Here is a 22,789-nt window from a genome sequence, read left to right as displayed (position 1 = left end):
TTTCCCTGCCAATACGGCAGGCTTTCTTTTTCCGTTACCCTCGAATCTGATCAAAAACCACTTGCGCCTGATAACGAATCTTCTCTTCATCCAAAGTCAGACACTCACGGTTACGCATCACCGGGTCGCCATTTACATACACATCCTGCACATCATCCCGGCTGGCGGAATACGCCAACAATGAAACGAGGTCATGTTGAGGCTGCATATGAGGACCCGAGAGATCCACAGTGATGAAATCCGCTTTTTTCCCCGGTTCTAAGGTGCCGATTTCCTTTTCCAAGAAAAGGGCTTCGGCTCCGAATACCGTCCCCATCTGCAATGCCGTAAAAGCAGGCACTGCTTCCGGGTTGCGGGAAGCCCCTTTATGAATAAGCGCTGCCAATTGGACTTCTTCCAGCATATCCAGATTATTGTTGCTGGCCGCTCCATCAGTCCCGAGGGAAGGGCGAATGCCTTTTTGGAGCATCTCCGGTACGCGGGCGATGCCGCTTCCCAACTTTAGATTGCTGCCGGGATTGTGGGAAATTTTCACATCGTACTCCGCCAGAATGTCCAATTCTTCATCCGTTAAATGAACCGCATGCGCCACCAAGCAAGGCAGATCAAACACGCCGAGACGGCGAAGGTGCTCCACGGGACGGACCCCGTACTCCTTTACGTTCCAATCCACTTCTTTTTGAGTTTCCGACATGTGGGTATGAATGGGGAGATCCAGCTCTTTGGCGCTGGCCACAAATCGTTCAATATATGCGGGCGGGCAGGTATACGGGGCATGGGGGGCCATCATGGTTGTAATGCGGCCGTCCGCTTGCCGGTGCCAGTCCTTGGCGAAACGGACGGATTCCTCCCATTTGGCCTGCTGTTCCTCTTCTGAACCCAAACCGATCGAACCACGGCAGAGCCGTGCCCGAATCCCGGATTCCTTCACCACTTTGGCCACTTGATCCATGTGGTCGTACATATCGGCAAAACAAGTCGTCCCCCCTTTGATCATCTCCAGTACGGCCAAGGCGGTGCCCCAATACACCTGCTCATCGCCAAAGCGAGCTTCCATCGGCCACATTTTTTCTTCCAACCAGGTTTGCAGCGGCAGATCATCCGCATATCCCCGCAAAAGCGTCATTGCGGCGTGACCATGGGTATTCACCCACCCGGGCATCAACAACTTTCCGCTCATGTCGATCACTTCATCATACTCTGCTGCCCGGGGCGGTTGGTCCCCAATATATGTAATCCGATCTCCTTCTACAGCCATCGATTGATTCCTTAAAACCTCCCGCGAGGTCATCGTCAAGATGGAAGCGTTTGTAAACAGCCGTTTCACTCTGCATCTCTCTCCTCTCGCATCAGTCACAGTCCAAGATATCTCAAACCACTGCGCGTGACAAGGGGACTCACCCCTGTTGACGAACAAACCGGAGAATTTCCTTCAGCGAGTGACGGGTGTTCGGTCGGGAAACAGGGGCGAACAAGTCTCCCCATTGTTCCAACCGGGAATGGATCGTCTCCAAGGTGAATTGTTCCGGCTGTAAACCCGGCCGAAGCTCTTCCCATTGCAAAGGGGTGGACACTGTAGCATGAGCCCGGGCGCGTGTCGAATAGGGGGCGGTTAAGGATTTCCCCCGCCAATGCTGCAGATAATCGAAATAAACTTTATCTCCCCGCTGTTTTACACTCCGCTCCAGCGTGATCCGACGGGGATGTTTTTCGGCCAGATAACGGGCGATAAAGCGATTGATCATCCGGGTTTCCTCAAAGCTGTATTGGGGAGAAATCGGGACATAGATTTGCAGCCCCGTTGCTCCCGAGGTTTTGACCACACTGGTAAGCCCCATTTGATCCAATACCTCTTTGGTCCACAACGCCACTTCCATCACTGCGTCAAATCCTTCAACAGAAGGGTCCAAATCAAAGACAAGTTCTGTTGGACAGCCGGGATTATCTGCTCGATCAAAGGACACATGGAATTCCAGACACGCCAAGTTTGCCAGATACACCAGTGTCGGTACATCGTTCAACAGTATGTAAACAATATCCCCGTTTTTCGCTGTAGGGATCCAATCCGGAGCATGTTCCGGAATATTTTTTTGGTAAAAGAACTTGCCGTTTACTCCATCGGGATAACGAATCGTCGTAAGATACCGATTGCGGCAATACGGCAGGATATAAGGGGCTAACCGCGTCATATGCAAAATCCAATCCCATTTCGTCAAGGGTACATCGGGATATAAAATTTTGTCTGGATTGGAAATCAGAATTTCCCTTCCTTCCACCAATACCCGTCGTTTGTTCAATCGATCCACCTTCATTTTTCAAAAAATAACTGGGACAAATGACACTGATACCAGTCGATACATACATTGAAAATGTAGACGAATTACCCAATAGGAGGGAACTGTCGATGAGCAACCAAGAACAGAGTTCACAACCGCAGAACCTGCCGCAAGAAATGGAATTGCCTTATGCCGATTACGGCTATACCCCTTACTACTCGTATGAAGGGGCACCGCTGCAAACCAGCTTTGAGCCCGAAACCGAATATGGAGAGCTAGACGCCCAGACCAATATATTCTTTCCCCCATTCTTTCCCCCCTTCTTCCCGATTTTCCCCTTCTTTGGACCTCCGTTTTTTGGTCCCTTCTGGTGGTAAGGTCCTGTCCGGCTCTGCCGGACTTTTTCATTTTATGGCAACTCGAATCCGCGAATGGAAGGGGAACGCAAGGTGGCATCCGGTGTCCACTCCAGATACTGCACCTTCACAGGCAAAATCGGCTCCACCCAAGTAACCCCTTTCAGTAAAGGGGGGTTGATCACGGAAGGTTTGATCTTTCTTACTTGAGGCACCCATCGAGTAATTAACTCTCGTTCCCGGTCATTCAGCCCGGACCCCGCCCGCCCGATGTAAATCCACTGGCCGGCATCTTCCACTGCCAGCAACAGCGCATTTACCCATTTCCCCCGGAAAGTCACCCCTGCCACCCGGGCAGTAAGGTGGCGGAAATGCTTGATTTTTTGCCAAGTAGGATGTTTGCGTCCTACATAATAAAGACCTTTCTTCTCTTTAGAGACGATCCCTTCCCACCCTTTTTTCCTGGTTGCTTCCCATAAAGCGTAACCGTCCTCCACACTGTCACACAGTTGTATCGTGTCAGACGTCCGATCGGTAAAGAGAGGGGATAACCGGTCGATCCGTTGCGTCAACGGCTCGTCCAACACCCAATGGCCATCCATGAAAAGGAGATCAAATACCATATAGTGAACGGGGATGAAAGCGGCTAGGACCTTGCCGGCGCGAGAGACCGAGTCTCGTTTCATCACATGGAAAAAATCCGGCTTTCCTTCCCGGATGGCGATCACTTCTCCATCCAACACGACAGATTGTACGGGAAGCGTTTTAACCACAGATACCAGTTCCGGATACGTTGCTGTTTTCTCTCTCCCTTTCCGGTTGAACAATCGTACCTGCTCCCCGTTTTTGCAAGCCAGAAGGCGTACTCCGTCCCACTTTACCTGATACAATCGCTCGGGTGAGTCGTCGATTTCATGAGCTAAGACAGGTTCCATCGGCTTGACAGGAGTCGCTTCCATACGGTACACCTCCAGAGTGACCTCTTTTTTATCATGCCCGCCCCTCGAAATCCCAACAAAAAAACCTCCTTCCCTTTCGGAAGGAGACGGGATTTCTTCGCAATTACTTTTTCATCGTTGTACTCTCTCGCTTATCCATTCCCAGCACCCGTTTAATCAGCCACCACGGACCTATAATCAGAAAGAGGGGATTGGATAAAAAAGAGGGTTTTTTTCCCTCAAACATATGACCGACAAACTGAAACACCCATCCCAATACAAACAAGAACAAGGCCGTTTTCCAATCAAAGAAAAACCAGGGTAGCGAAACGACAATCATCGGAATGCCTAAAGCGTGGGTCAATTTGTTGATCGGATGTTGATGATCCTCCTGATACTTTTCCAGTAAATTCCGAAAACTCATGGTAAACTCCTCCTTACTTTAGCCTATTTCGATTCCGTCCCCATTATTTCATTCTCTCTGTCGTATTCCCTTCATCCACTCCATACACTTGTACAAAGAGACTCAGGGAGGAGCAAGCCATGTGGAGGATTTTTGAGCAGAAAGGCTGGATGTCTACTGTACTAGCAGTTGTCGTTTGTGTAAACATGATGTTAGTCGGCATGATCTGGGTTCGGGACCGTATTCCATTGCCCGAAGCTGTCCCTGCGCAGACCAAGCCGATCAAGCCCCAGCTGCGGGAAGAATATCGAATGGAGCCGGAGAGCGTTACACAGAAAGGAAAATGGCGGGTGGAACATTACCGGGAATACCGGGTTTTGACAGACCTGAATGGAAAACTCCTCAAAAAAGAACCGACGGATCAAACCGCTAACTTGCGTTATTGGGAAGACGGAAACAAATAAACCGCCAATGAATCACTTGGCGGCTTTTTTCCTGCGTCCTGTTTTGGCTTTGGACTGCTCCAAGCTGGCCTTCAACGCATCCATCAAGTCCACGATTTTTTCCGGTTCCGCTTCCGGTGCTTCCACGATCTCTTCGCCGGCGGCTTTCTTTTCAATGGCTTTCTCCACGGCAATCCGGTAATCATCCTGGTATTTTTCCGGATCAAACGAGGTGGTCAGATTTTCAATCAGTTGCTCTGCCATCTCCACTTCCTTTTTGGGCAGCTCCGTTTGAGCGGGTACATCGGGAACTTGTCCGGCATCCCTGACCTCATCGGGATAGAAGATGGTTTCCAATACGAGGGTGTTGTCATAAACCCGGACGACGGCCAGGGTTTGTTTCGAGCGGATCGTCACCTGGGCAACTCCAATCTTACCGGTGGCTTCCATGGCCTCCCGCAGCAAGGCATACGGCCGGTCGCCGTGATCTCCGGGGCCCAAATAATACGTGCGGTCGAAGTAAATCGGATCAATCTCCTTTAAATCTACAAAATCCAAAATCTCAATAGCTTTGCGGTTTTCCGGCATAATCGATTCCAATTCCTCTTTTTCCATCAGTACATATCGTCCCTCGCTGTATTCATATCCCTTGACGATCTCTTCCCAAGACACCTTCTCCTCACAGGAGGGACAGGTCCGTGTATACTGAACGGGGGTTTTGCATTTCTTGTGCAACAGGCGAAACTGGATACTTTTTTCCTTGATCGCGGAAAACATCTTCACCGGGATGTGTACCAGCCCGAAACTGATCGAACCTTTCCATACGGTATGCATGTGCCTCCCTCCTTTCCTCAATCTTGGTTTAGCGGAATCTGTTCCCAGCATTTGCGGGTTACGTCGGGCTCCCCCTTGAAGAAATGGCACAGCCCTTCATAAAAAAGAGGTTCTTTCCACTGGGGACAACAGGACTGCGCTTCACGGAAGTGCTGCAGCGCTTGTTCATACTCTCCCATTTCCAGCAAGACCCGTCCCAGCTGGTAATGACCCAATGACCTGGCCAATCCGCTGTCTCTATGCTGGATGACACGTTGTGCCGCCTCTTTTGCACCGGAATAATCGCCTTGAAAGGCAGACAGTCTGGATTGAATCACCCACCACAACGGGTGATTCAGCAACGTAGTCGGTATCTTTTTAAGTAGCTTTTTTGCTTCGTCCATCTGTCCATCCTGCATAGTAAACCATAGAAATGCAAACAGCAGATCAGGGTGATTCGGATCCAGGGCCAGTCCTTTTTTCAGCCACAAATACGCTTCTTCTCGTTTTCCGGCCGCCCACAAATTCCAACCCATTCCGTGATAGACGGAAATCCGCTTGGGATCACGCGCCGCCAATTTCCGATACCAGTGCAACGCTTGCTCGGGATCCCCTGCGTCTTCACAATCATGAGCGATACACTCCATGATCGACGGGCTGTTCGTCTTCTGATATACCGCTTGCCGCCAGTAGGCCAGACTTTCCCATTGTTTGGTTTGCTGAAAACAACACGAAAGATAGTACATGGATTCCCAGTCATCCGGATTTAACAGCAGTGAACGATAAAAAAAGGGGACCGCTTCGTGATAATCCTTCAGCCGGTAGTGGCACGCTCCCAAGTTAAACCATCCGTCAGGGTTCTCCGGAATCAGACTCAGGGATTTTTCAAAATGCGGAATGGCCCGTTCATCCTGCTCCATCATCACCTTGACACAGCCCATCATGTGATAGGCAAAAGCAACAAAATAGTCTGATTCAGCGGTGTCTGCCACCAGACGGAAGTGACGGTGGGCATCATCCATTTGTTTTTCCTGAAAATGACTCAGGGCAAGATATACACGACCCAACAAAAACTCCGGTTCTTCTTCCACCACTTGATGAAAGAAAGGCTTGGCTTCCCGGAACATCATCAATTGATAATACCCTTGTCCTTCCCTGAATGTCCGCACCAGACTGCTGTCCAGCCAAAACTCTTCCCCCACCTCTTCCTCCTCCATCGCCAAATCGGGGAAGTGATGGAGCATGCGGGCAATCGCTTCCTCAACTTCGGACCATGCGCTTAAAATCTCGTCGCAGGCAGAGGTCAATTGTTGAAACTCCTCGCGCAGATGACTCCGGTCCTCCTCCGATGAATGGGGATATTGCTCTTCAATTTGGTTCAATTGATTTTTTACTTGTTGGAGCCACTGCTGGAACATAAACAAATCCCCCCTGGGTAAAGAATCCCCATACATTTGGAGTATCTCCCCTGTACGGAAAACCATGCGAAGGAAAAAGTCGATCCGCAGGATGGCCAGACCATGACAAAAGGGACGGCTGAAAGAGCCAGTCCCTTTTGTCTGTCCGATTCACTTTACCGTTCCGTGTACCTCTTCCCCCAACATCTCCACAATCCGGTTGCCTTCTCCCATGATCGCCACTTTGGGCCGGTGCTTTCTGGCGTCTTCATCACTCATCATGGCATATGAAATGATAATCACCTGATCCCCCGGATGCACCAGGCGTGCCGCTGCTCCATTCAGGCAGATGACGCCGCTTCCCCGTTCACCGGGAATCACATAGGTTTCCAAGCGGGCCCCGTTATTGTTGTTGACGATCTGCACTTTCTCGTTGGGCAATATGTCTACCGCATCCAAAATATCCTCGTCAATCGTCACACTGCCTACATAGTAAAGGTTGGCTTCTGTCACCGTGGCTCGGTGAATCTTCCCCTTCATCATCGTGCGAAACATGCTGCTTCCTCCTTTCCGGGCAATACAACGTTGTCGATCAGACGCGTCTTCCCGAAAAATACTGCAACGGCGACGATCAAGGGACCGTGAAGATCTTCTGGCAGCTCCAATGCAGGGTATCGCAAAACCGAAACATAATCGATTACCGCGAGAGGCTGCGTTTCAATTCGATCCCGGATGAAGGCTTCCATTTCTGCCGCGGACGAGAAGGCTCCATCCCTCCATCGCTTCTCTGCCTCCTGTAGGCTTTGAAACAGAACCGTTGCTTGCCGCCGCTCTTCTTCCGACAGATACACATTGCGGGAACTGAGGGCTAATCCATCCGGTTCGCGCACAGTCGGGCAGACGATCACTTCCAGCGGAAAGTTGAGATCCTGCACCATTTGTTGGATCACCGCGGCTTGTTGGGCATCTTTTTGGCCAAAATATGCTCGGTCCGGCTCCACGATATGGAACAGCTTGGACACCACGGTAGTGACCCCGTCAAAGTGTCCCGGCCGCGAAGCCCCGCATAAACGTTCGGTGAGTCCGGCAACCGTGACCCGGGTTCGGATCGGGCGTGGATACATTTCGGCTGCAGACGGGGTAAACAATAGATCGGCTCCCACCTCTTCTGCCAACTGGGCATCCCGTTCCAGGTCCCGGGGATAGCGTTCAAAATCTTCATTGGGGCCAAATTGCAACGGGTTGACAAAGATGGACACCACTACGGTGTTACATTCCTGTTTTGCCCGGCGGATGAGGCTCAGATGGCCTTCATGCAAATATCCCATCGTCGGTACCAGACCGATCGCGTTGCTGCGATGCGGTTGCAGCTCTTTGCGCAGTTCCTGGATGGTTTCAATGATTTTCATCGCCAGACTCCTCTCCGCCATATAGACTTTCCAACACATCCGCGTTCATCGAAAAGGTGTGTTGCCGATCCGGAAAGCGTCTTTCCTTCACATCGAATACATAAGACTGAATGCCTTGCTGGATGGCCTCGCCAATGTGCCCGTAGGATTGAACAAAGGAAGGTCTGACCGTGCTTCCGATCTGCAGCACGTCATGATAAACCAATACTTGGCCGTCACAATATCTGCCGGCTCCGATCCCGATTACGGGGACCGGCAGGGATTTCGAGATGTGCCCGGCCAGTTCTTCCGGCACACATTCCAGAACCAATGCAAATACACCGGCTTTCACCAGTTTCTCCGCGTCGGCCAGCAGCCGGCGGGCGGAAGCCGCATCTCGGCCCTGCACCCGATAGCCGCCCAGCTGATGAACCGATTGCGGCGTTAATCCCAGATGGCCCATCACCGGTATTCCCGCATGAACACATGCCCGGATCGTCGGCAGCACCTCTTCGCCGCCCTCGATTTTGACAGCCCGGGCACCTGCCTCCTGCATCAACCGGCCAGCAGCACGCAAGGCTTCCTCCCGACCCAGGTGGGCGGTGAGAAAGGGCAAATCCGCCACGACCAGCGCCCGTTGTGCCCCGCGGCTGACTGCCTTGGTATGGTGAACCATGTCGTCGATAGTGACGGGAACCGTTGAATCGTAACCCAATACCACCATCCCCAAGGAATCGCCGACCAAGAGAATGTCGGTACCGGCTTCTTCCGCCAGGCGTGCCGACGGATAGTCATACGCGGTAATCATGGCGATGGGTTCGCCATCTTCTTTCATTTTGTGCAACATCCGGGTGGTCACCTGTTTTCGTTTTTCCATCTTGCAACCTCCTTGTGGTGTTCCCCGGGCAGAGGCAAAGAAAAAACACCCTCCCAGCCACATGGACCAGAAAGGCGTTGTGCATACACCAATCACCTCTGTCTCCGTCCCAAGGGCTCAGAGCAGATTTGTTCATCCTTCCATGAAATAAACAGAAAACGATGATCAGCTCAGGGCGTGCAACTCCCTTTGGATGTTGCCGCTTACTTTAGAGTATATGAAAAACGCTTCAAACGCAATGATCAGTCGATGTAGGAAGAGAATACCGGAAGAATGCCTTCCTCTGTCTCCAATAGCAAAGCACCTGTCGCATCCAGACCTTTGGCGATTCCGCGTTTTTCTCCGGAGGGAGTCCGGGCTGTGATCATTTTACCCAGCATCCCTGCGGATTCTTCCCACAAGATCCGGATCGGTTCAAATCCATGGGTAAGATACCCGTTATACCAGGTCTCCAGCTCTTTTAACATGGAGCAAATGAGCTGTGGACGGGAATATGTCTGTTTTCCCTCGATGGCCAAGGAGGTAGCTTTCTCCTTTAATTCCTTGGGGAAAAATTCTTCCGTCACATTGACGTTGATCCCCATACCCAGAACGATGTATTGGATCTGATCCTGTTCCCCCCGCAGTTCGGTTAAAATCCCGCACACTTTTTTCCCGTGAACCAACAGATCATTGGGCCATTTGATGCTTACCGGCAGCCCGGTTTCAGATTTCAAAGCCCGACTCAATGCGACGGAAGCCACCAACGTCAGCTGGGGAGCAAGGGGCAAGGGCAGCGACGGACGAAGGATCAAGCTCATCCAGATCCCTGAGCGGGGAGGCGAATGCCAGCTTCTCCCCATGCGCCCCCTTCCTTCTGTTTGCTCTTCTGCGATAACCACAGCGCCTTCGGGAGCGCCTTCCCTCGCCCACTCGTGAGCGAGGGCTTGGGTGGATGTTACTTGGGCCCGATACCGAAAATGTTGTCCAAAGGATCGAGTAGAAAGATGCGGTTGCAACTCTTCCGGCGCCACCCGATCCGGTCGATAGACGAGCCGATAGCCGCTTTTGGGGCGGGCTTCGATCTGATACCCTTCTTTCCTCAGTTCTTCGATGTGCTTCCACACGGCTGTTCGACTGCACTCCAAACGCTGGCTGATTTCCTCGCCGGAGAGAAAGTTCTCCCGATGGCGAATCAACAATTGCACCAATCCTTCACGAATACTGTTTCCCAAGCCGCTTTCCCTCCTTCAAAAGCGCTTCTCGTTCATTGGGCAGACGGCCCAGTGCCGCTGCAGTCATTAGTCTTTGCAGCACTTCCCCCACCCAGGGTCCAGGTGATATCCCAACCGCTTCTACCAACTGCTTTCCATCAATCGCCAGCTCATGGGAATGGTGAACAGGCATTTCTTTCGCCCACTTCTCTATCCGGAACATCTGTTCCTTCGCTGTGGAACAGTTCCACCCCTTTATCCAGCGGGACGTACGGCACGCCTGTTTCACGGTGGACAGTCCGTGTTGGAGGATCATTTGTTTCCCCTGGGTTTCTTCCAGTGGGAACGGCCATTTGCGAGCCAGTTCCAGCAGGGTCTGAATCCGGCTGGCCCTTTTCGTAGACAGGCGCAAGGAACGAAGCCGAGGCCATAGCTGATCGGACGGAATGGAAAACAAGCCCATCAAGAGAGCCCAGCGCACATCGGGATCCTTCTCTGCATCCAAGCCTTGAATCAAATCGGCCCTTGCTTGCGGCTTCTCCTCCCATTGTGAAAAAGGAGGAAGGTGACGGAAAAACCTGTTCCGGAACATTTGTTCCACCCCACGGGACGGCCAAGCCGTTCGCCACATTTTATCCAGCTCGCCGGTCACTCGTTCAACGGCAAGGTGACGCATCAGTGGAACACAAACGGCAAAAGCGGTTGCGGTATTGGGATGAATGCGAAAATCGAGTTGGGCTGCAAAGCGGACCGCGCGCAGCATGCGAAGGGCATCTTCCGTGAATCGCTGTACGGCATCTCCTACTGCCCGGATCCAGCCCGCTTGCAGATCCGCTTGTCCTCCAAACGGATCCACCAGCTGACCGTTCCGATCCTCCGCCATGGCATTGATGGTGAAATCCCGGCGTGCCAAATCTTTACGCAGGGAAGAGACAAAAGCAACCTGAGAAGGACGGCGATGATTCACATAGTTCCCTTCCGTTCGGTAGGTTGTCACTTCAATCATCTTTCCCTGATGCAAAACAGCCACCGTTCCATGTTGGATCCCGGTGGCCGCTGTTCGCGGAAACAACTCCTGCACCTCATTCGGATGAGCGTCCGTTGCCACATCATAATCCGCCGGTTGCAAACCCATCAGGCGGTCCCGTACACAACCACCCACCAAATAGGCTTCAAAGCCGGCTTGTTCCAGTTGATCCAGTACGTATAAAGCAGCAGGATCCATGTTCTGCATCCGACTCACCTCAACTTTGCTCAATCACACGTTGGTACAGTCGTTCATATTGGTCGGCAATTCGTTCTCCGCAAAACACATCTTTGGCACGCTGCAACCCGTTCTCTGAAAATCTTCGATACAGCTTCTCATCTGTCAGCAACCGGACAGCATTTGCAGCCATCTCTTCCACCTGGCCGATTTCCGACAGATATCCCGTTTTCCCGTGAATCACTACTTCCGGCAGCCCGCCGGCATTCGAAGCCACAGTCGGCACTCCGCACGCCATTGCTTCCAGAGCCACCAGACCAAAGCTTTCTTTCGCCGAAGGGAGTAACAGGAGATCGGCCATGGAGATCAACTTCGCTACTTCGTCCTGTTTGCCGAGGAAGGTTACTTTTTCGCTGATCCCCAGCTCCTCTGACAATTGAACGGCCAAAGACCAGTCGGGCCCCTCTCCGACCAGTAACAATCGTGACGGGATCTGCTCCTGTACTTTGTGAAAAATCCGGACCACATCTTGCACCCGCTTCACCGGACGGAAATTGGAGATGTGCAGCAATATCTTTTCCTCCGGATCCGCGTATTGATCCCGAATATCTGATACATCCCGCGGATAATAGACCCGTTGATCTACAAAATTATAGATCCGGTGAATAGGGCGACGAATGCAAAGCATTTCCTCGGTTTGACGAATCAAGTCTTCCGATACCGATGTAACCGCATCACTTTGATTGATCCCAAAACAAATAATATCCCGCAAGGAAGAGTCTTCCCCCAGCACCGTAATATCCGTTCCATGCAGGGTAGTGACCACTTTCAATTCGTCTCCTACCATTTGTTTGGCCAAATAGGCGCAAATCGCGTGGGGAACAGCGTAATGCACATGGATTAAATCCAAGTGGTGCATTTTTGCCACCTGAGCCATCCGGCTGGCCAGCGCCAGATCATACGGGGGATAACGAAAAACAGCGTACTGGTTTGCTTCCACTTCGTGGTAATGGATATTATGATGAAACCGTCCCAAGCGAAAGGGCATGTCGTATGTAATGAAATGAATCTGATGGCCGCGTTCCGCCATCAACTTGCCCAATTCCGTAGCGATTACACCCGATCCGCCGTGGGTCGGGTAGCAGGTAATTCCGATTCGCATTAGGGATGCCTCCCTTATCTTCTACCGAATTGACACGCTCAGAACACCAAATCCCGCAGAGCGAGCGGTTGACCGCTGACCAACCCTTCACCGTAAGCGGCTCCGATCTGGTGTCCCCATACTTGATCCCTGCCTTCAATCATGGCTAAATAAGAAGGCTGGTTTAAAGGAGTCGCCACTCTTCCGGGTCCGGGAACAAACTGGCTTTCAAAGGCCAAAATCGCTGCTCTCTTCTTGTCGTAAACGGTACTGATATCCACAATGACATCTGCTTTCCCGATGTTGTTGATGAAATAGTAGTACAGACGCTGGACCCGATGAGGTGCAACTTCTGGAACCTTTTTTCGAATGGCCGCATCGAACACAGCTTCCTTCACCAAACGGCTGCATGCAACATGATCGGGATGGCGATCCTCCCAATAAGGGGCCAACACGACTTTTGGCTGCAACCGACGGATCAAGCGGACCATCTCCTGGATCTGTTCCGCTGTGCCTGTCAAACCCCGATCGGGAAACCCCAAAGAATACCGGCCTGCCAATTGAAGAATGGCAGCCGCCTTCTTCCCTTCCCGCTTCCGTGTTTCCACATCGCCGTTGGAAGAGAGTTCTGCATATGTCAATTCACAGATGGCGGTTTTATAGCCCAGTGCCGCTTGCTTGGCCAAAATACCGCCCGCTCCAATTTCTACATCGTCAGGATGGGCTCCAAAGGCAAGAATATCAACGTGTTCACTCATTCATTTCACCCTTCTGGATTCTCAAACGTTTTTCCGGAAACGATTTCGCGCCAAGCAAAATCCCCTTGCTTGATGGAGCGAATCAGGACTTCGGCAGCAGCCAAATTGGTTGCCACCGGCACATTATGTACATCGGCCAATCGCAGCAATGCCAGAATATCCGGTTCATGGGGTTGAGCTGTCAAGGGATCCCGTAAAAAGACCATGCAATCGATTCGATTTTCCGCCAACAGTGCCCCGATTTGCTGGTCGCCACCAATCGGTCCCGACAAGAAGCGATGTACATCCAACCCGGTAGCGTTCATGATTTTCGTTCCTGTCGTTCCGGTTGCATACAAGGTATGCTCTTTGAGCAAGTCTTTATACGCAATCGCAAAGCGAACCATCTCTTCTTTTTTGTTGTCGTGGGCAATCAACGCAATGTGCATGTGGGATCACCTTCTTATAATCAAAATGATAATGTAATCGAAGAAAACCCCTGAAAAAACCCACCCGGTCTTTCTTGCCGCGTGGGTTTCAGTCTCTGTGATTGGTTTCATTATATTCTACATGTCTTTCGAAAATCAAGAAAACCCGCTGAAACGGGACTTCAGCTGGGTTTTGGTTCAAAGTAGTTTTTTAAGCGATATAGCTGTAGAGTACGTTTTAACATCGGCCTTGTTTACACGCAAAAAAGTCCGCTTCCCTCTAAGGATGGGAAAAGCGGACTTTTTTGTGTGGCTCGCCAGAAGATCCGGTCCCTTTTTTCATTTGTTGCATCATCTTTTGTTTCATCTGTTGCTGCATTTGTTGTTTCATCATCTGGAGCATCGGCATCATCATTTTTTTCATTTCTTTTTGCATGGCTGGATCTTTCATCAACTCCATCATGAAAGCAATCAACTGGGGACGAAGTTGAGGATCTTTCGCAATAGCCTTCAGCGTGGCTAGCTGAGAAGTCATCAACCGCTTTTTTTGGGTAGGATCCGTGGAGATCCGTTCCAGCACGTCCATATTGTAATCGAGTACCATCGGTGTAATCCCTGGAGTATTCAAAGCGTCATAATGCTCTAGAACTCCCTGTTTTAAAAGCGATAACCTCATTTTGTGATTGTTGAGGGCATCCTGGCGTGCGTGTTGTAAGGTCTGAAGCAGCTGGTTGCGCTTCGCCGGATCGGAAGCGATTTTTTTCAGAGTTAGGAGGTTGGTCTGGAGGTAACGTTCCTGCATCTTGTTGTCGTTGAGAGCCCGTTGGGTCATATCCATATTCAGATCCAACAGGTGGGGAGCGATCGCCGAGTCATTCAGCATACCTTTTTGTTCGCTTAAATTTTGGGCAAACATTTCCCTTCGTAGTTGACCGTCTGATTCTGCCGTCTCCTTTCTTCCTTGTAAAAAGGCGCGTTGGACCTGGGAATCCATCGCCATATCTTGTGTCATCTTTTTGACCTGTTCCTGTAGCGAGCCTTCTTGTTTCGATGTGCAGGAAGTCGTTAGAATCATCAGGACAGATAAAAAAACCGCAGATAATCGTTTGGACATTTTCATTCATCCCATTCACGTTCATGTCCCTAATATGTTGCAAAGGATCCTTGATATTTATTCAAGACATCTTTCGGATCAAAAAAACCTTTAGTAATTTAGAGCTTTATCTGATCATAATCGCAATAAAAACATATGTGTATCCGTTTACATCAGTTGTCAGTACATTAAGTAATATTTGAAAGTTTATAACCGATTCCCTTATAGTGAGGGAGGTAGGACTCGTTACCAATGGCTCACGATCCGAATAAAGATTGAGTGGTGTACAGGATTTTTTGCTTCTTTTCTCCAGGCTTTCCATCTGAATATAGGTGATATTAGAGGAAATTAGAGGAAATTAGTTCAGCCCCTCCATGTGAGGGGCTATCTCTTCAAGATTGGAGGAAAAAATATGCTAGCCTTTATTCATGGTTTTGTTTTGGCATTTGGTTTAATACTCCCACTTGGTGTCCAAAATGTGTTTATTTTTAATCAAGGGGCTGTACAGCCCCGTTTCTACAAGGCATTGCCTGCCATTTTGGCGGCGACGTTTTGTGATGCAACCCTTATCACCTTAACAGTAATGGGAGTTTCCGTTATGATTTTAACTGTAAGTTATTTAAAAATGTTTTATTGCTGATCGGAATTGTCTTTCTCATATATATGGGAGTTGTTACATGGCGTTCTCAAGATAATGCCAATCAGGAAATTTCGGATAGAATGACTGCGAAAAAACAGATTCTGTTTGCCTGTTCTGTTTCCTTGTTAAATCCTCATGCTATCCTGGACACAATTGGAGTTATTGGAGCAAGTTCCATTCAGTATCACGGTTCTGATAAATTTTGGTTTGCCTTTGCAGGAATCTTGGTATCCTTTTTTTGGTTTGTTTCGTTAGCTATTGCCGGAGGTTTACTTAAAAAATTAAAGTCGGGTGTAATTCCGGTTTTAAACAAAATTTCAGCTGTAATTATTTGGGGAAGTGCATTATTTCTCATCGTCAACTTTATATAGGAGGGACTAAGGTGCAAAGCGGACAGCTTGACTTTTCCGAGGAGGGAAAGAGGTGGAGACGGAAATCCGCCCCTTTGTCAATAACATGGGCCGGGTTCCGCCCCCGACCCTTATTTTCGATTCCTTTTTGAGTTACTCTGTCCTACACGGTCCGTCTATCCGGGTGTTCTTCTCCGACTGTTTGGTCTTTTCATAGATCAGCTGGGCTAAGGCAGCGTCCGGCAAAGAAAAGCCGACAGATTTGAACAGGGTGATTTCCTTTTCGCTCCTTCTTCCCGGACTCGTGCCCAGGACCAGATCTTTCAGTTCACCCTCAATCCAATCCCGGAAAAAGCGGCCTTCCTTCATGGGAATGAGGAAGTCCCCGGCTTCCTCCATCACGCCGGCCAGGGTGTCGGCGAAGATCCGGTCGCTTTTTTCCAGAGTTACCGAATCCACTTCCTGCATGTTGGGCCGGTAAGAACCGATGGCGCTCACATGAGTTCCCGGACGGAGGAGATGGCCGTCAAACACCGGAGTGGCGGAAGTGGTACTGCAGACGAGGATATCGGAGAGGGATGCGGTCTCGTCGGGATTTTCCATCACCCGGACCTCTTCAAGACTGGGGTACTCTTTTTGAAGTTTTTCCGACAGACGCCGGGCTTTTTCGGGACTTCGGTTGTATAGCATCACTTTCCGGATCGGCCGAACGACCATGATCGCCGCAATCTGGCCGGTGGACTGCGCCCCGCAGCCGATCACACCCAGGACCGAGGCGTCTTTTCGCGCCAGGTATTTAGCGGCCACCCCGCTTAAGGCCCCCGTCCGCATAACAGTAAGCCAGGCGGAATCGATAACGGCCAGGTGTTCACCGGTCTTTCCGTCGCTGAGCAGGGTGACCGATTGGATCGAAGGCCGCCCGTGGCGGGGATTATCGGGGAAAACACTGGCTACTTTGACCGCGGCGTAACGAGAGTCACCCAGATACGCCGGCATAAACAGGAAGGCCGCATCTTCCTCCGGAACCGGAATCGACGTTCGGGGAGGAGCTTTCGCCCGCTCCTCCGCCCAGTGGCGAATGGTTTCTTCGATGATCCGAATGCCTTCGGCCATCTGGAATAGTCGCCGGACCCTTTTTGCATCGATAAACAGCAAATGATCACTCCTTCAGTTACTCTCATTCATTCCGGCTCAGGTGAGCTCACTTCCCCGGGTTTCCTTGATCACCCAAATGGAGAGAAGGGAGATGGCTCCCGTGATGATAAGGTAAAATGCCAACGGTGTCCAAACACCTCCCGCCTGACGGACGAGGGCCGCGGCGATCATAGGTGCCGTTCCCCCGGCCAGGGCGGCTCCCAGCTGATACCCCAATGTCACGCCGGTGTAGCGGACACGGGTGGAGAAGACCTCCGAATATAGGGTGCCCAGCACCCCTGTCACTGCCGACCAGATGATTCCCAGGGCAAGCACACTGCCCAGTGTAAACAGAAGGGTCGACTTTGTTTCCACCAGATAAAAGTAAGGGAAGGCAACCAGTATAATTCCGACGGTTCCGCCGATGTAAACCGGTTTGCGGCCGATGCGGTCGGATAGGATACCCATTAGCGGAATCATCAGGCAGGAAACGAAGGTAGCGAGGGTGATGGCGTTTAACACGATGCTGTTGGAGTACCCCTGTTCCGCGGTGGCGTAGGAGATGATATAGGTCGAGAAAATATAGAAAGGTGCTGTTTCGACCACTTTCATCCCGGTGGATAGAAGGACCGACTTCCAGTGGTGGCGGAAGGTGTCAAGCAACGGCACCCTGGAGATATTGCCTTGTTTGAGGTTTTTTTGGAATGCCGGGGTTTCATCGATCCCCTTCCGAATCCAAAGGCCTACGACAACCAGGACGAAGCTCAGGATAAAGGGGATCCGCCAACCCCAGGAGAGAAAAAGTTTTTCCGGCATTAGGGAGACGAGGGTCATGGCCAATGTCCCGAGAAGCAATCCCAAGGGGACCCCCATTTGAGGCACGCTTCCGAAGAAGCCCCGGCGCCGGTTGGAGGAGTACTCCACGGCCAAAAGAACGGCACCGCCCCACTCCCCGCCGATCCCGATTCCCTGCACCACCCGCAGAAGGGTGAGCAGGATGGGGGCGGCGATGCCGATGGTCTCATAGCCGGGAAGAAGTCCGATTAGGACCGTGGCGATTCCCATGAGCATGAGGGTATAGATCAAGGTCTTCTTTCGGCCGATCCGGTCCCCGATATGACTGAACACCAGCCCCCCGAGGGGTCGGATAAAAAAGGGGATGCCGAAGGTGGCGTAAGACAAAAGCAGTGCGATAAACGGATCCATGCCGGTCGGAAAAAAGATTTTGCTGAAAACGAGAGCGGCAGCGATGCCATACAGGAAGAAGTCGTACCACTCGATCGCCGTTCCAGCCAGACTGGCGATCAATGCCCGTACGGGCAGCTTTTCCCCCGGGTGGGGACTGGGGGAGGGAGAAGTCGGCGTTTCCGTGGTGTTCATATTAACCCTCCTATATATATTTTCAAAAAACGCTATCTTCATAATATTATTTTTATTCGCTGAAGAAAAGAGGGGCTCGGTAAGGAATCTCAATTTTTCTCCGCATGACAAAGAAGCTGATTCCCTTCGGAAATCCAAAACTTGAAGGGAATGGATCTCCGTATATCATGAGTCTGAGGAAACGGTCGCGTTGCATCCCGGGAAAAGACATCTTGGTTTCCTCGGGACAAACTCCACCTTTTATGCTTTCGCTGGACTATGGGGAATTCCTTTACTTCGTGATGGTTTTGGGTTATCTAACGATCACGCCTCTCTTATACAACCATTGCCTTACGGATAGAACACCCTGACCCCGGACAACTGCCCAAATGGAAAAAGAACAAGCGGTCGCATCTGTTTGACCGCTTGTTTCCCTATTCTTTCTTCCTATGTCATCGATGCGGCATGGGTAAAGAGCGCCGGAGTCCCTCCAGTATGCCAAAACAGCACATGTTCTTCCGAACAATCTTGTTTGGCTGCTATATCGATCAACCCGGCCAACGCTTTTCCCGTGTAGATGGGATCGGTAAATATCCCTTCCGTCTGCGCCAACAATCGAATCGCTTCATTTCCATCCGGGGACGGGACTCCGTACTTTCGCCCGATATAGTCGTCGTGTAGTTCAGGAAGCCCTTCAGTCCAATCGGCTGTTTCTAGCCCTACATAGGGCAGAAGATCCCTGATCAGGCGGTATATCTCTTGTTCCAGCTCGTCTTTTTCCATCCATGCGCTGATCCCGGTCAACCGGGCCGGTGCAGGGTTCAACTGGTTTCCCACCCATAAACCCGCGATAGTGCCCCCACTGCCAACCGGTAGGACAATCCGGTCAAAGGAAGGCAGCCCTTCCTCTCGGACCTGTTGCCAACAGGACTCCCATGCCTTGACATACCCATAATCGCCTACTGGAGAAGATCCTCCCACCGGTATCACATAGGGTCGGTATCCCTCGCGGCGAGCTGCTTCCGCCTGTTCATGCATCGCTGTCAACAAATCTTCCGAGCCATAGACCCCCGTCAAAATCAAACGGGCATCCATTAACTGATCCAAGAGCAAATTCCCTTGAACCTGACCCAGCGTATTCCCGGCAAAACACAACCACACATCCAATCCTGCCCGACGGGCTGCGGCCGCCGTCAACCGGGCGTGGTTCGATTGAGGACTGCCTCCGGTGATAATCAGATCACACTTCTGACTCAACGCATCTGCCAACAAATACTCCAACTTCCGCAGTTTGTTGCCGCCAAAAGCAAATCCTGTGAGGTCATCCCGTTTGATCCAGCAGCTTTTCACCCCGATCTTTTCAGCAAACCGGGGGAGGGGCTGAATGGGAGTCTCCCCCCACAACAAAGAGTATTTACCGCTAGCCGGTTGCACTCCCTTCGCTCCTTTACAAGTCCAGGATATTCTCTAAACCGTAAACCAGACGATCCAACTCCATCACCTTTTCCACGGCCAACTTTACACCCGGCATAAACGATTCCCGGTTCAGCGAATCATGCCGCAACGTCAACATTTGACCGGAACCGCCGAACAGCACCTCCTGGTGCGCCACCAGCCCCGGCAACCGCACACTGTGAACACGAAATCCGTTCTTGTAAGCTCCCCGTGCTCCTTCCCAGGTTTCCTTTTCCTCGGGATGCCCTTGTTTCAGTTCTTCCCGTTCCTGGGCAATCAATTCGGCTGTCTTTACTGCAGTTCCGGATGGGGCATCCAGCTTCTGATCATGATGCATTTCGATAATTTCCACATGGGGCATATATTTTGCTGCTTTCGCCGCAAACACCATCATTAGGACCGCCCCAATGGCAAAGTTGGGAGCAATGATCGCTCCGACTCCCTTTTTTTTCGCCAGCTCTTGCAGCTCCTGAATTTCCTCTTCCGACAGACCCGAAGTGCCCACCACCGGACGGACTCCTGCATCTATCGCCAGTTCCATATTCTTTTTCACCACATCCGGAACCGTGAAATCCACCAATACATCCGGACGGTCTTTGGCCAGCACCTCATCCAGCGAATCCGTAAAGGTAACCCCGATCGGGCCGATTCCCGCTACTTCACCTACATCTTTTCCGTATTGCGAGCGGGAAATCCCGCGAACCAACGTCAGATTGTCGGATGACTGAATCATTTTGACCACTTCTTGTCCCATCCGTCCGTTAGCTCCAGCTACAGCTACTCGTATCTGTTTCATATATGAACGGCGTCTTGCGCCTTTCCCTCCTCGTTGCTCCCTATCTGGTTGGTATGTAAGATTCATTCCTCCACCCGGGTCCACCGGTCGGCATCCCGGGTATTGTATTTGTGCATCACACGATCAAAGGCATCCTCCAGGTCGATATGGAGCGAGTTGGCGAAGCAAATCAAAATAAACAGCATATCGCCCAACTCCATCTCCATGCTTTTCTCCTCTTCTTCGGCTTTTTTGGGCTTTTCCCCAAAGCGATGATTCACTTCCCGGGCCAACTCCCCCACTTCTTCTGTCATCCGAGCCAACATCGACAACGGATGAAAATACCCTTCCTTAAATTGAGAGATATATTTGTCCACCACTTGCTGCATCTGTTTCATTGTTTTTTCTTCCAATGAGCATCCCCCGCTTGTTCATTCAAACCTTCTATCATGGTAACCCAATCGATCCACATTGACAAACATCGCGACTCATTGCTCATCCCTGATCCCCCGGTTATAATATAGCGTAATGGCCGGAGCGAGATCCTGCTTCACATCGTTTTTCCCACTGCCATCCATCTTGGTATAGGAAGTGAATGGTTCACACAATCTAAAAAAAAGAAAAAGGGTAGGAGGCGAACCCATGATTCAGAAGCACGCCAAAAACATTGCCGCCATCTTTGTCGGTTCTTTTATTTTTGCCTTCGGGATCAACTATTTTGCCATTTCCAATCAACTCTCCGAAGGCGGTTTTACGGGTATTGCACTGATTTTCTACTATTTGTTCGGATGGTCACCAGGAGTTGTCATTCTTTCCCTCAATATCCCCCTCTTCTTTATCGGTTACAAAGTATTCGGCAAGCGCACCCTGATATATACCATCATTGGAACGGTCGCTGTCTCCCTTGGTCTGGAAATCACAAAAGGCTGGGGAGAGCCTATTCCGGGAGATCCGCTGTTGGCTGCACTATACACCGGCGTTTGTGTGGGACTGGGTCTCGGCTTGATTTTCCGTACCGGCGGAACTACCGGCGGTGTCGATATCATCGCCCGATTGGCCAACAAATACTTCGACTGGAGCATTGGCCGGGCGATGTTTCTCTTTGATCTAGGCGTTATCTCCGCATCCGCCTTTATCATCGGCCGGGAAAAAGCCATGTATACCGTCGTCGCCGTCTTTATCGGTGCACGTGTGATCGACTTTGTAGTCGAAGGATTGGATGCAGCGAAAGCCGCTACGATCATCTCCAACTCCGCTGTCGGCATTTCCAACAAAATCACCAGCGAAATGGATCGGGGCGTCACCCTTTTAAAAGGCCGGGGGGGCTACACAGGTACCGACCGGGAAGTGCTCTATGTGGTCTTAAGCCGAAACGAACTCCCCCGCCTGAAACAATTGGTTCACTCCGTCGACCCTTATGCCTTTGTTGTTGTGCACGATGTCCGTGACGTATTGGGAGAAGGTTTTACCTTCGATAAGACGGAACAGACCGACGGATAACCTGCGGTACCCGATATTTTCGCCAAGCTACATAAGAAAGAATCAACGCAATGCTTCCGCCAAGGCAAAGCGATGCCGGAATGATCGGCGGCGATGGCTCCACTGCAGCGAATGCCGCCTCCTCTTTGGTTCCATTGAACAGAGGGGGCAGCAATTTTTTCAGATGGGCCAGCCCTTGTTTCAGTGCAGGTCCGCGAACAGGATCCGATTGGGCTTCCCGGTCCAAAAAACGCAGCAATGAATGGATTTTTTGTACCGTTACCGGTTGATGCACCACATACAATGCAGGCTCCACCTGGCGGACGGACTTTGCCAAGGATAGATAACTGCGGTAGATTTCGTCCTTCTTCTTTTGTTGTACCGCTTTTTCCATCCGTTCAATATCCTTCTCCAAAATGGACTCATACTGATGCCACAAAGGTTCGTGTGGATGAGACAACGCATCAAATGCTAGCCAGAGCCGTTGAGTGGATTGATGCAATCCGGCAGGCTCGGGGACGATCCGGTTCAATTGCCGGTCGGCCTCAATCAGCGTCTCTGACAATGATTCAATCGCTTCCACCGATAAGTGCAGTTCCGACAGATCCGACTGAGAAAACCCTTCCGACAGGCGGCCCAATGTTTCACGCGCTCCCTCCAAATCTCCCTTCTCTACTTGAACCGACAGCTGCTTGGCCCAATCCGACCACTGCTCCCTGTCAGCCTGTGTTTCCGCTTGTGCGACGAAAGGTTGCATCAACCCGATGACCATCGATACCGCCAGCACCCATATCAGCATTCTCCCGCTTTGTATGATTTTTCGTGTCAAAGCTCTCTCCTCCCTCGGACCCGCGCTCTTATCTCCATCCTATGTTCTGCCTGTCCCAGCCATGCATATAGCCCGCACAAG

General features: G+C 51.1%; 24 protein-coding genes and 1 pseudogene. 4 read left to right on the top strand and 21 right to left on the bottom strand.

Annotation, left to right across the window (positions count from 1 at the left end):
* Positions 1–34: 34 nt before the first annotated feature.
* Both IEW70_RS05545 and ligD read right to left on the bottom strand, forming a co-directional pair.
* Positions 35–1,291, bottom strand: coding sequence for an amidohydrolase (locus tag IEW70_RS05545; protein ID WP_188647070.1), 1,257 nt, complete (start codon positions 1,289–1,291; stop codon positions 35–37).
* Positions 1,292–1,397: 106 nt separating this feature from the next.
* On the bottom strand, positions 1,398–2,297 hold the full coding sequence (gene ligD / locus IEW70_RS05540) for a non-homologous end-joining DNA ligase (RefSeq protein WP_373285911.1): 900 nt from the start codon (positions 2,295–2,297) through the stop codon (positions 1,398–1,400).
* A 107-nt stretch (positions 2,298–2,404) separates the two neighbouring features.
* Here ligD and IEW70_RS05535 point away from each other — a divergent pair, with 107 nt between their 5' ends.
* Positions 2,405–2,653, top strand: a complete 249-nt coding sequence (locus IEW70_RS05535; protein WP_188646930.1) for a hypothetical protein — start codon at positions 2,405–2,407, stop codon at positions 2,651–2,653.
* 32 nt (positions 2,654–2,685) lie between these two features.
* On the opposite strand, the gene IEW70_RS05530 is transcribed toward IEW70_RS05535, so the two are convergent.
* On the bottom strand, positions 2,686–3,591 hold the full coding sequence (locus tag IEW70_RS05530) for an ATP-dependent DNA ligase (protein ID WP_188646929.1): 906 nt from the start codon (positions 3,589–3,591) through the stop codon (positions 2,686–2,688).
* 103 nt (positions 3,592–3,694) lie between these two features.
* Complete coding sequence (locus IEW70_RS05525) at positions 3,695–3,994, bottom strand: Mpo1-like protein (RefSeq protein WP_188646928.1); 300 nt, start codon at positions 3,992–3,994, stop codon at positions 3,695–3,697.
* 119 nt (positions 3,995–4,113) lie between these two features.
* Here IEW70_RS05525 and IEW70_RS05520 point away from each other — a divergent pair, with 119 nt between their 5' ends.
* The gene (locus IEW70_RS05520) at positions 4,114–4,437 is read left to right on the top strand and encodes a hypothetical protein (protein ID WP_188646927.1); all 324 of its coding nucleotides are present in this window, start codon (positions 4,114–4,116) and stop codon (positions 4,435–4,437) included.
* Between the two features lie 12 nt (positions 4,438–4,449).
* On the opposite strand, the gene ku is transcribed toward IEW70_RS05520, so the two are convergent.
* From ku to IEW70_RS05465, 11 genes are all read right to left on the bottom strand, one after another.
* The gene (ku, locus tag IEW70_RS05515; protein ID WP_188646926.1) at positions 4,450–5,250 is read right to left on the bottom strand and encodes a non-homologous end joining protein Ku; all 801 of its coding nucleotides are present in this window, start codon (positions 5,248–5,250) and stop codon (positions 4,450–4,452) included.
* Positions 5,251–5,267: 17 nt separating this feature from the next.
* Positions 5,268–6,647 carry a tetratricopeptide repeat protein gene (locus tag IEW70_RS05510; RefSeq protein WP_188646925.1) on the bottom strand — a complete coding sequence of 460 codons (1,380 nt, stop codon included), beginning with the start codon at positions 6,645–6,647 and terminating at the stop codon, positions 5,268–5,270.
* Positions 6,648–6,797: 150 nt separating this feature from the next.
* Positions 6,798–7,181, bottom strand: a complete 384-nt coding sequence (panD, locus tag IEW70_RS05505; RefSeq protein WP_188646924.1) for an aspartate 1-decarboxylase — start codon at positions 7,179–7,181, stop codon at positions 6,798–6,800.
* The gene (gene panC / locus IEW70_RS05500) at positions 7,166–8,035 is read right to left on the bottom strand and encodes a pantoate--beta-alanine ligase (RefSeq protein ID WP_188646923.1); all 870 of its coding nucleotides are present in this window, start codon (positions 8,033–8,035) and stop codon (positions 7,166–7,168) included. The genes panD and panC overlap by 16 nt, the downstream gene beginning before the upstream one ends.
* Complete coding sequence (gene panB / locus IEW70_RS05495) at positions 8,022–8,891, bottom strand: 3-methyl-2-oxobutanoate hydroxymethyltransferase (protein ID WP_188646922.1); 870 nt, start codon at positions 8,889–8,891, stop codon at positions 8,022–8,024. Before panB ends, panC begins: the two co-directional genes overlap by 14 nt.
* A 242-nt stretch (positions 8,892–9,133) precedes the next feature.
* Positions 9,134–10,105, bottom strand: a complete 972-nt coding sequence (locus IEW70_RS05490) for a biotin--[acetyl-CoA-carboxylase] ligase (RefSeq protein ID WP_188646921.1) — start codon at positions 10,103–10,105, stop codon at positions 9,134–9,136.
* Positions 10,086–11,318 (bottom strand): CCA tRNA nucleotidyltransferase, encoded by a 1,233-nt coding sequence (locus tag IEW70_RS05485; protein ID WP_188646920.1) that lies wholly within the window; start codon positions 11,316–11,318, stop codon positions 10,086–10,088. The genes IEW70_RS05490 and IEW70_RS05485 overlap by 20 nt, the downstream gene beginning before the upstream one ends.
* 10 nt (positions 11,319–11,328) lie before the next feature.
* Complete coding sequence (gene bshA / locus IEW70_RS05480) at positions 11,329–12,450, bottom strand: N-acetyl-alpha-D-glucosaminyl L-malate synthase BshA (protein ID WP_188646919.1); 1,122 nt, start codon at positions 12,448–12,450, stop codon at positions 11,329–11,331.
* A 38-nt stretch (positions 12,451–12,488) separates the two neighbouring features.
* Positions 12,489–13,187 carry a bacillithiol biosynthesis deacetylase BshB1 gene (bshB1, locus tag IEW70_RS05475; protein ID WP_188646918.1) on the bottom strand — a complete coding sequence of 233 codons (699 nt, stop codon included), beginning with the start codon at positions 13,185–13,187 and terminating at the stop codon, positions 12,489–12,491.
* A 5-nt stretch (positions 13,188–13,192) separates the two neighbouring features.
* Complete coding sequence (mgsA, locus tag IEW70_RS05470; protein ID WP_188646917.1) at positions 13,193–13,615, bottom strand: methylglyoxal synthase; 423 nt, start codon at positions 13,613–13,615, stop codon at positions 13,193–13,195.
* A 259-nt stretch (positions 13,616–13,874) separates the two neighbouring features.
* A complete protein-coding gene (locus tag IEW70_RS05465) occupies positions 13,875–14,708 on the bottom strand; it encodes a hypothetical protein (RefSeq protein WP_188646916.1) in 834 nt (277 codons plus the stop codon).
* Positions 14,709–15,099: 391 nt separating this feature from the next.
* Between IEW70_RS05465 and IEW70_RS05460 the strand changes: the two are divergent.
* Positions 15,100–15,698, top strand: a pseudogene (locus IEW70_RS05460) (LysE/ArgO family amino acid transporter).
* A 132-nt stretch (positions 15,699–15,830) separates the two neighbouring features.
* Here IEW70_RS05460 and IEW70_RS05455 read toward each other — a convergent pair.
* From IEW70_RS05455 to IEW70_RS05435, 5 genes are all read right to left on the bottom strand, one after another.
* Positions 15,831–16,832: an ornithine cyclodeaminase family protein gene (locus IEW70_RS05455; RefSeq protein WP_188646915.1), complete on the bottom strand. Its 1,002-nt coding sequence runs from the start codon at positions 16,830–16,832 to the stop codon at positions 15,831–15,833.
* A gap of 36 nt (positions 16,833–16,868) precedes the next feature.
* The gene (locus IEW70_RS05450) at positions 16,869–18,191 is read right to left on the bottom strand and encodes an MFS transporter (RefSeq protein WP_188646914.1); all 1,323 of its coding nucleotides are present in this window, start codon (positions 18,189–18,191) and stop codon (positions 16,869–16,871) included.
* Between the two features lie 426 nt (positions 18,192–18,617).
* On the bottom strand, positions 18,618–19,604 hold the full coding sequence (locus IEW70_RS05445; RefSeq protein ID WP_188646913.1) for a 1-aminocyclopropane-1-carboxylate deaminase/D-cysteine desulfhydrase: 987 nt from the start codon (positions 19,602–19,604) through the stop codon (positions 18,618–18,620).
* A 13-nt stretch (positions 19,605–19,617) separates the two neighbouring features.
* Positions 19,618–20,421, bottom strand: coding sequence for a 4-hydroxy-tetrahydrodipicolinate reductase (dapB, locus tag IEW70_RS05440; RefSeq protein WP_188646912.1), 804 nt, complete (start codon positions 20,419–20,421; stop codon positions 19,618–19,620).
* Positions 20,422–20,483: 62 nt separating this feature from the next.
* Positions 20,484–20,798 (bottom strand): nucleotide pyrophosphohydrolase, encoded by a 315-nt coding sequence (locus IEW70_RS05435; protein ID WP_188647069.1) that lies wholly within the window; start codon positions 20,796–20,798, stop codon positions 20,484–20,486.
* Positions 20,799–21,042: 244 nt separating this feature from the next.
* Here IEW70_RS05435 and IEW70_RS05430 point away from each other — a divergent pair, with 244 nt between their 5' ends.
* The gene (locus tag IEW70_RS05430) at positions 21,043–21,900 is read left to right on the top strand and encodes a YitT family protein (RefSeq protein ID WP_188646911.1); all 858 of its coding nucleotides are present in this window, start codon (positions 21,043–21,045) and stop codon (positions 21,898–21,900) included.
* Here IEW70_RS05430 and IEW70_RS05425 read toward each other — a convergent pair.
* Positions 21,866–22,708 (bottom strand): sporulation protein YpjB, encoded by an 843-nt coding sequence (locus IEW70_RS05425; RefSeq protein ID WP_188646910.1) that lies wholly within the window; start codon positions 22,706–22,708, stop codon positions 21,866–21,868. The two genes, IEW70_RS05430 and IEW70_RS05425, sit on opposite strands and share 35 nt — an antisense overlap.
* Positions 22,709–22,789: the final 81 nt, after the last annotated feature.

It is taken from the genome of Marinithermofilum abyssi, assembly GCF_014641195.1.
Lineage (GTDB): Bacteria > Bacillota > Bacilli > Thermoactinomycetales > DSM-45169 > Marinithermofilum > Marinithermofilum abyssi.
This window is presented reverse-complemented; position numbering and strand designations above follow the sequence as displayed.

What these genes read in the sequence shown, in the direction of transcription:
- IEW70_RS05510 (WP_188646925.1), bottom strand. Translation starts at nt 6,647, where the DNA reads ATGTTCCAGCAGTGGCTCCAACAAGTAAAAAATCAATTGAACCAAATT.
- IEW70_RS05545 (WP_188647070.1), bottom strand. Translation starts at nt 1,291, where the DNA reads ATGACCTCGCGGGAGGTTTTAAGGAATCAATCGATGGCTGTAGAAGGA.
- IEW70_RS05520 (WP_188646927.1), top strand. Translation starts at nt 4,114, where the DNA reads ATGTGGAGGATTTTTGAGCAGAAAGGCTGGATGTCTACTGTACTAGCA.
- bshA (WP_188646919.1), bottom strand. Translation starts at nt 12,450, where the DNA reads ATGCGAATCGGAATTACCTGCTACCCGACCCACGGCGGATCGGGTGTA.
- panB (WP_188646922.1), bottom strand. Translation starts at nt 8,891, where the DNA reads ATGGAAAAACGAAAACAGGTGACCACCCGGATGTTGCACAAAATGAAA.
- IEW70_RS05435 (WP_188647069.1), bottom strand. Translation starts at nt 20,798, where the DNA reads ATGAAACAGATGCAGCAAGTGGTGGACAAATATATCTCTCAATTTAAG.
- IEW70_RS05530 (WP_188646929.1), bottom strand. Translation starts at nt 3,591, where the DNA reads ATGGAAGCGACTCCTGTCAAGCCGATGGAACCTGTCTTAGCTCATGAA.
- panC (WP_188646923.1), bottom strand. Translation starts at nt 8,035, where the DNA reads ATGAAAATCATTGAAACCATCCAGGAACTGCGCAAAGAGCTGCAACCG.
- IEW70_RS05465 (WP_188646916.1), bottom strand. Translation starts at nt 14,708, where the DNA reads ATGTCCAAACGATTATCTGCGGTTTTTTTATCTGTCCTGATGATTCTA.
- IEW70_RS05430 (WP_188646911.1), top strand. Translation starts at nt 21,043, where the DNA reads ATGATTCAGAAGCACGCCAAAAACATTGCCGCCATCTTTGTCGGTTCT.
- mgsA (WP_188646917.1), bottom strand. Translation starts at nt 13,615, where the DNA reads ATGCACATTGCGTTGATTGCCCACGACAACAAAAAAGAAGAGATGGTT.
- ku (WP_188646926.1), bottom strand. Translation starts at nt 5,250, where the DNA reads ATGCATACCGTATGGAAAGGTTCGATCAGTTTCGGGCTGGTACACATC.
- IEW70_RS05485 (WP_188646920.1), bottom strand. Translation starts at nt 11,318, where the DNA reads ATGCAGAACATGGATCCTGCTGCTTTATACGTACTGGATCAACTGGAA.
- dapB (WP_188646912.1), bottom strand. Translation starts at nt 20,421, where the DNA reads ATGAAACAGATACGAGTAGCTGTAGCTGGAGCTAACGGACGGATGGGA.
- panD (WP_188646924.1), bottom strand. Translation starts at nt 7,181, where the DNA reads ATGTTTCGCACGATGATGAAGGGGAAGATTCACCGAGCCACGGTGACA.
- bshB1 (WP_188646918.1), bottom strand. Translation starts at nt 13,187, where the DNA reads ATGAGTGAACACGTTGATATTCTTGCCTTTGGAGCCCATCCTGACGAT.
- IEW70_RS05450 (WP_188646914.1), bottom strand. Translation starts at nt 18,191, where the DNA reads ATGAACACCACGGAAACGCCGACTTCTCCCTCCCCCAGTCCCCACCCG.
- IEW70_RS05535 (WP_188646930.1), top strand. Translation starts at nt 2,405, where the DNA reads ATGAGCAACCAAGAACAGAGTTCACAACCGCAGAACCTGCCGCAAGAA.
- IEW70_RS05525 (WP_188646928.1), bottom strand. Translation starts at nt 3,994, where the DNA reads ATGAGTTTTCGGAATTTACTGGAAAAGTATCAGGAGGATCATCAACAT.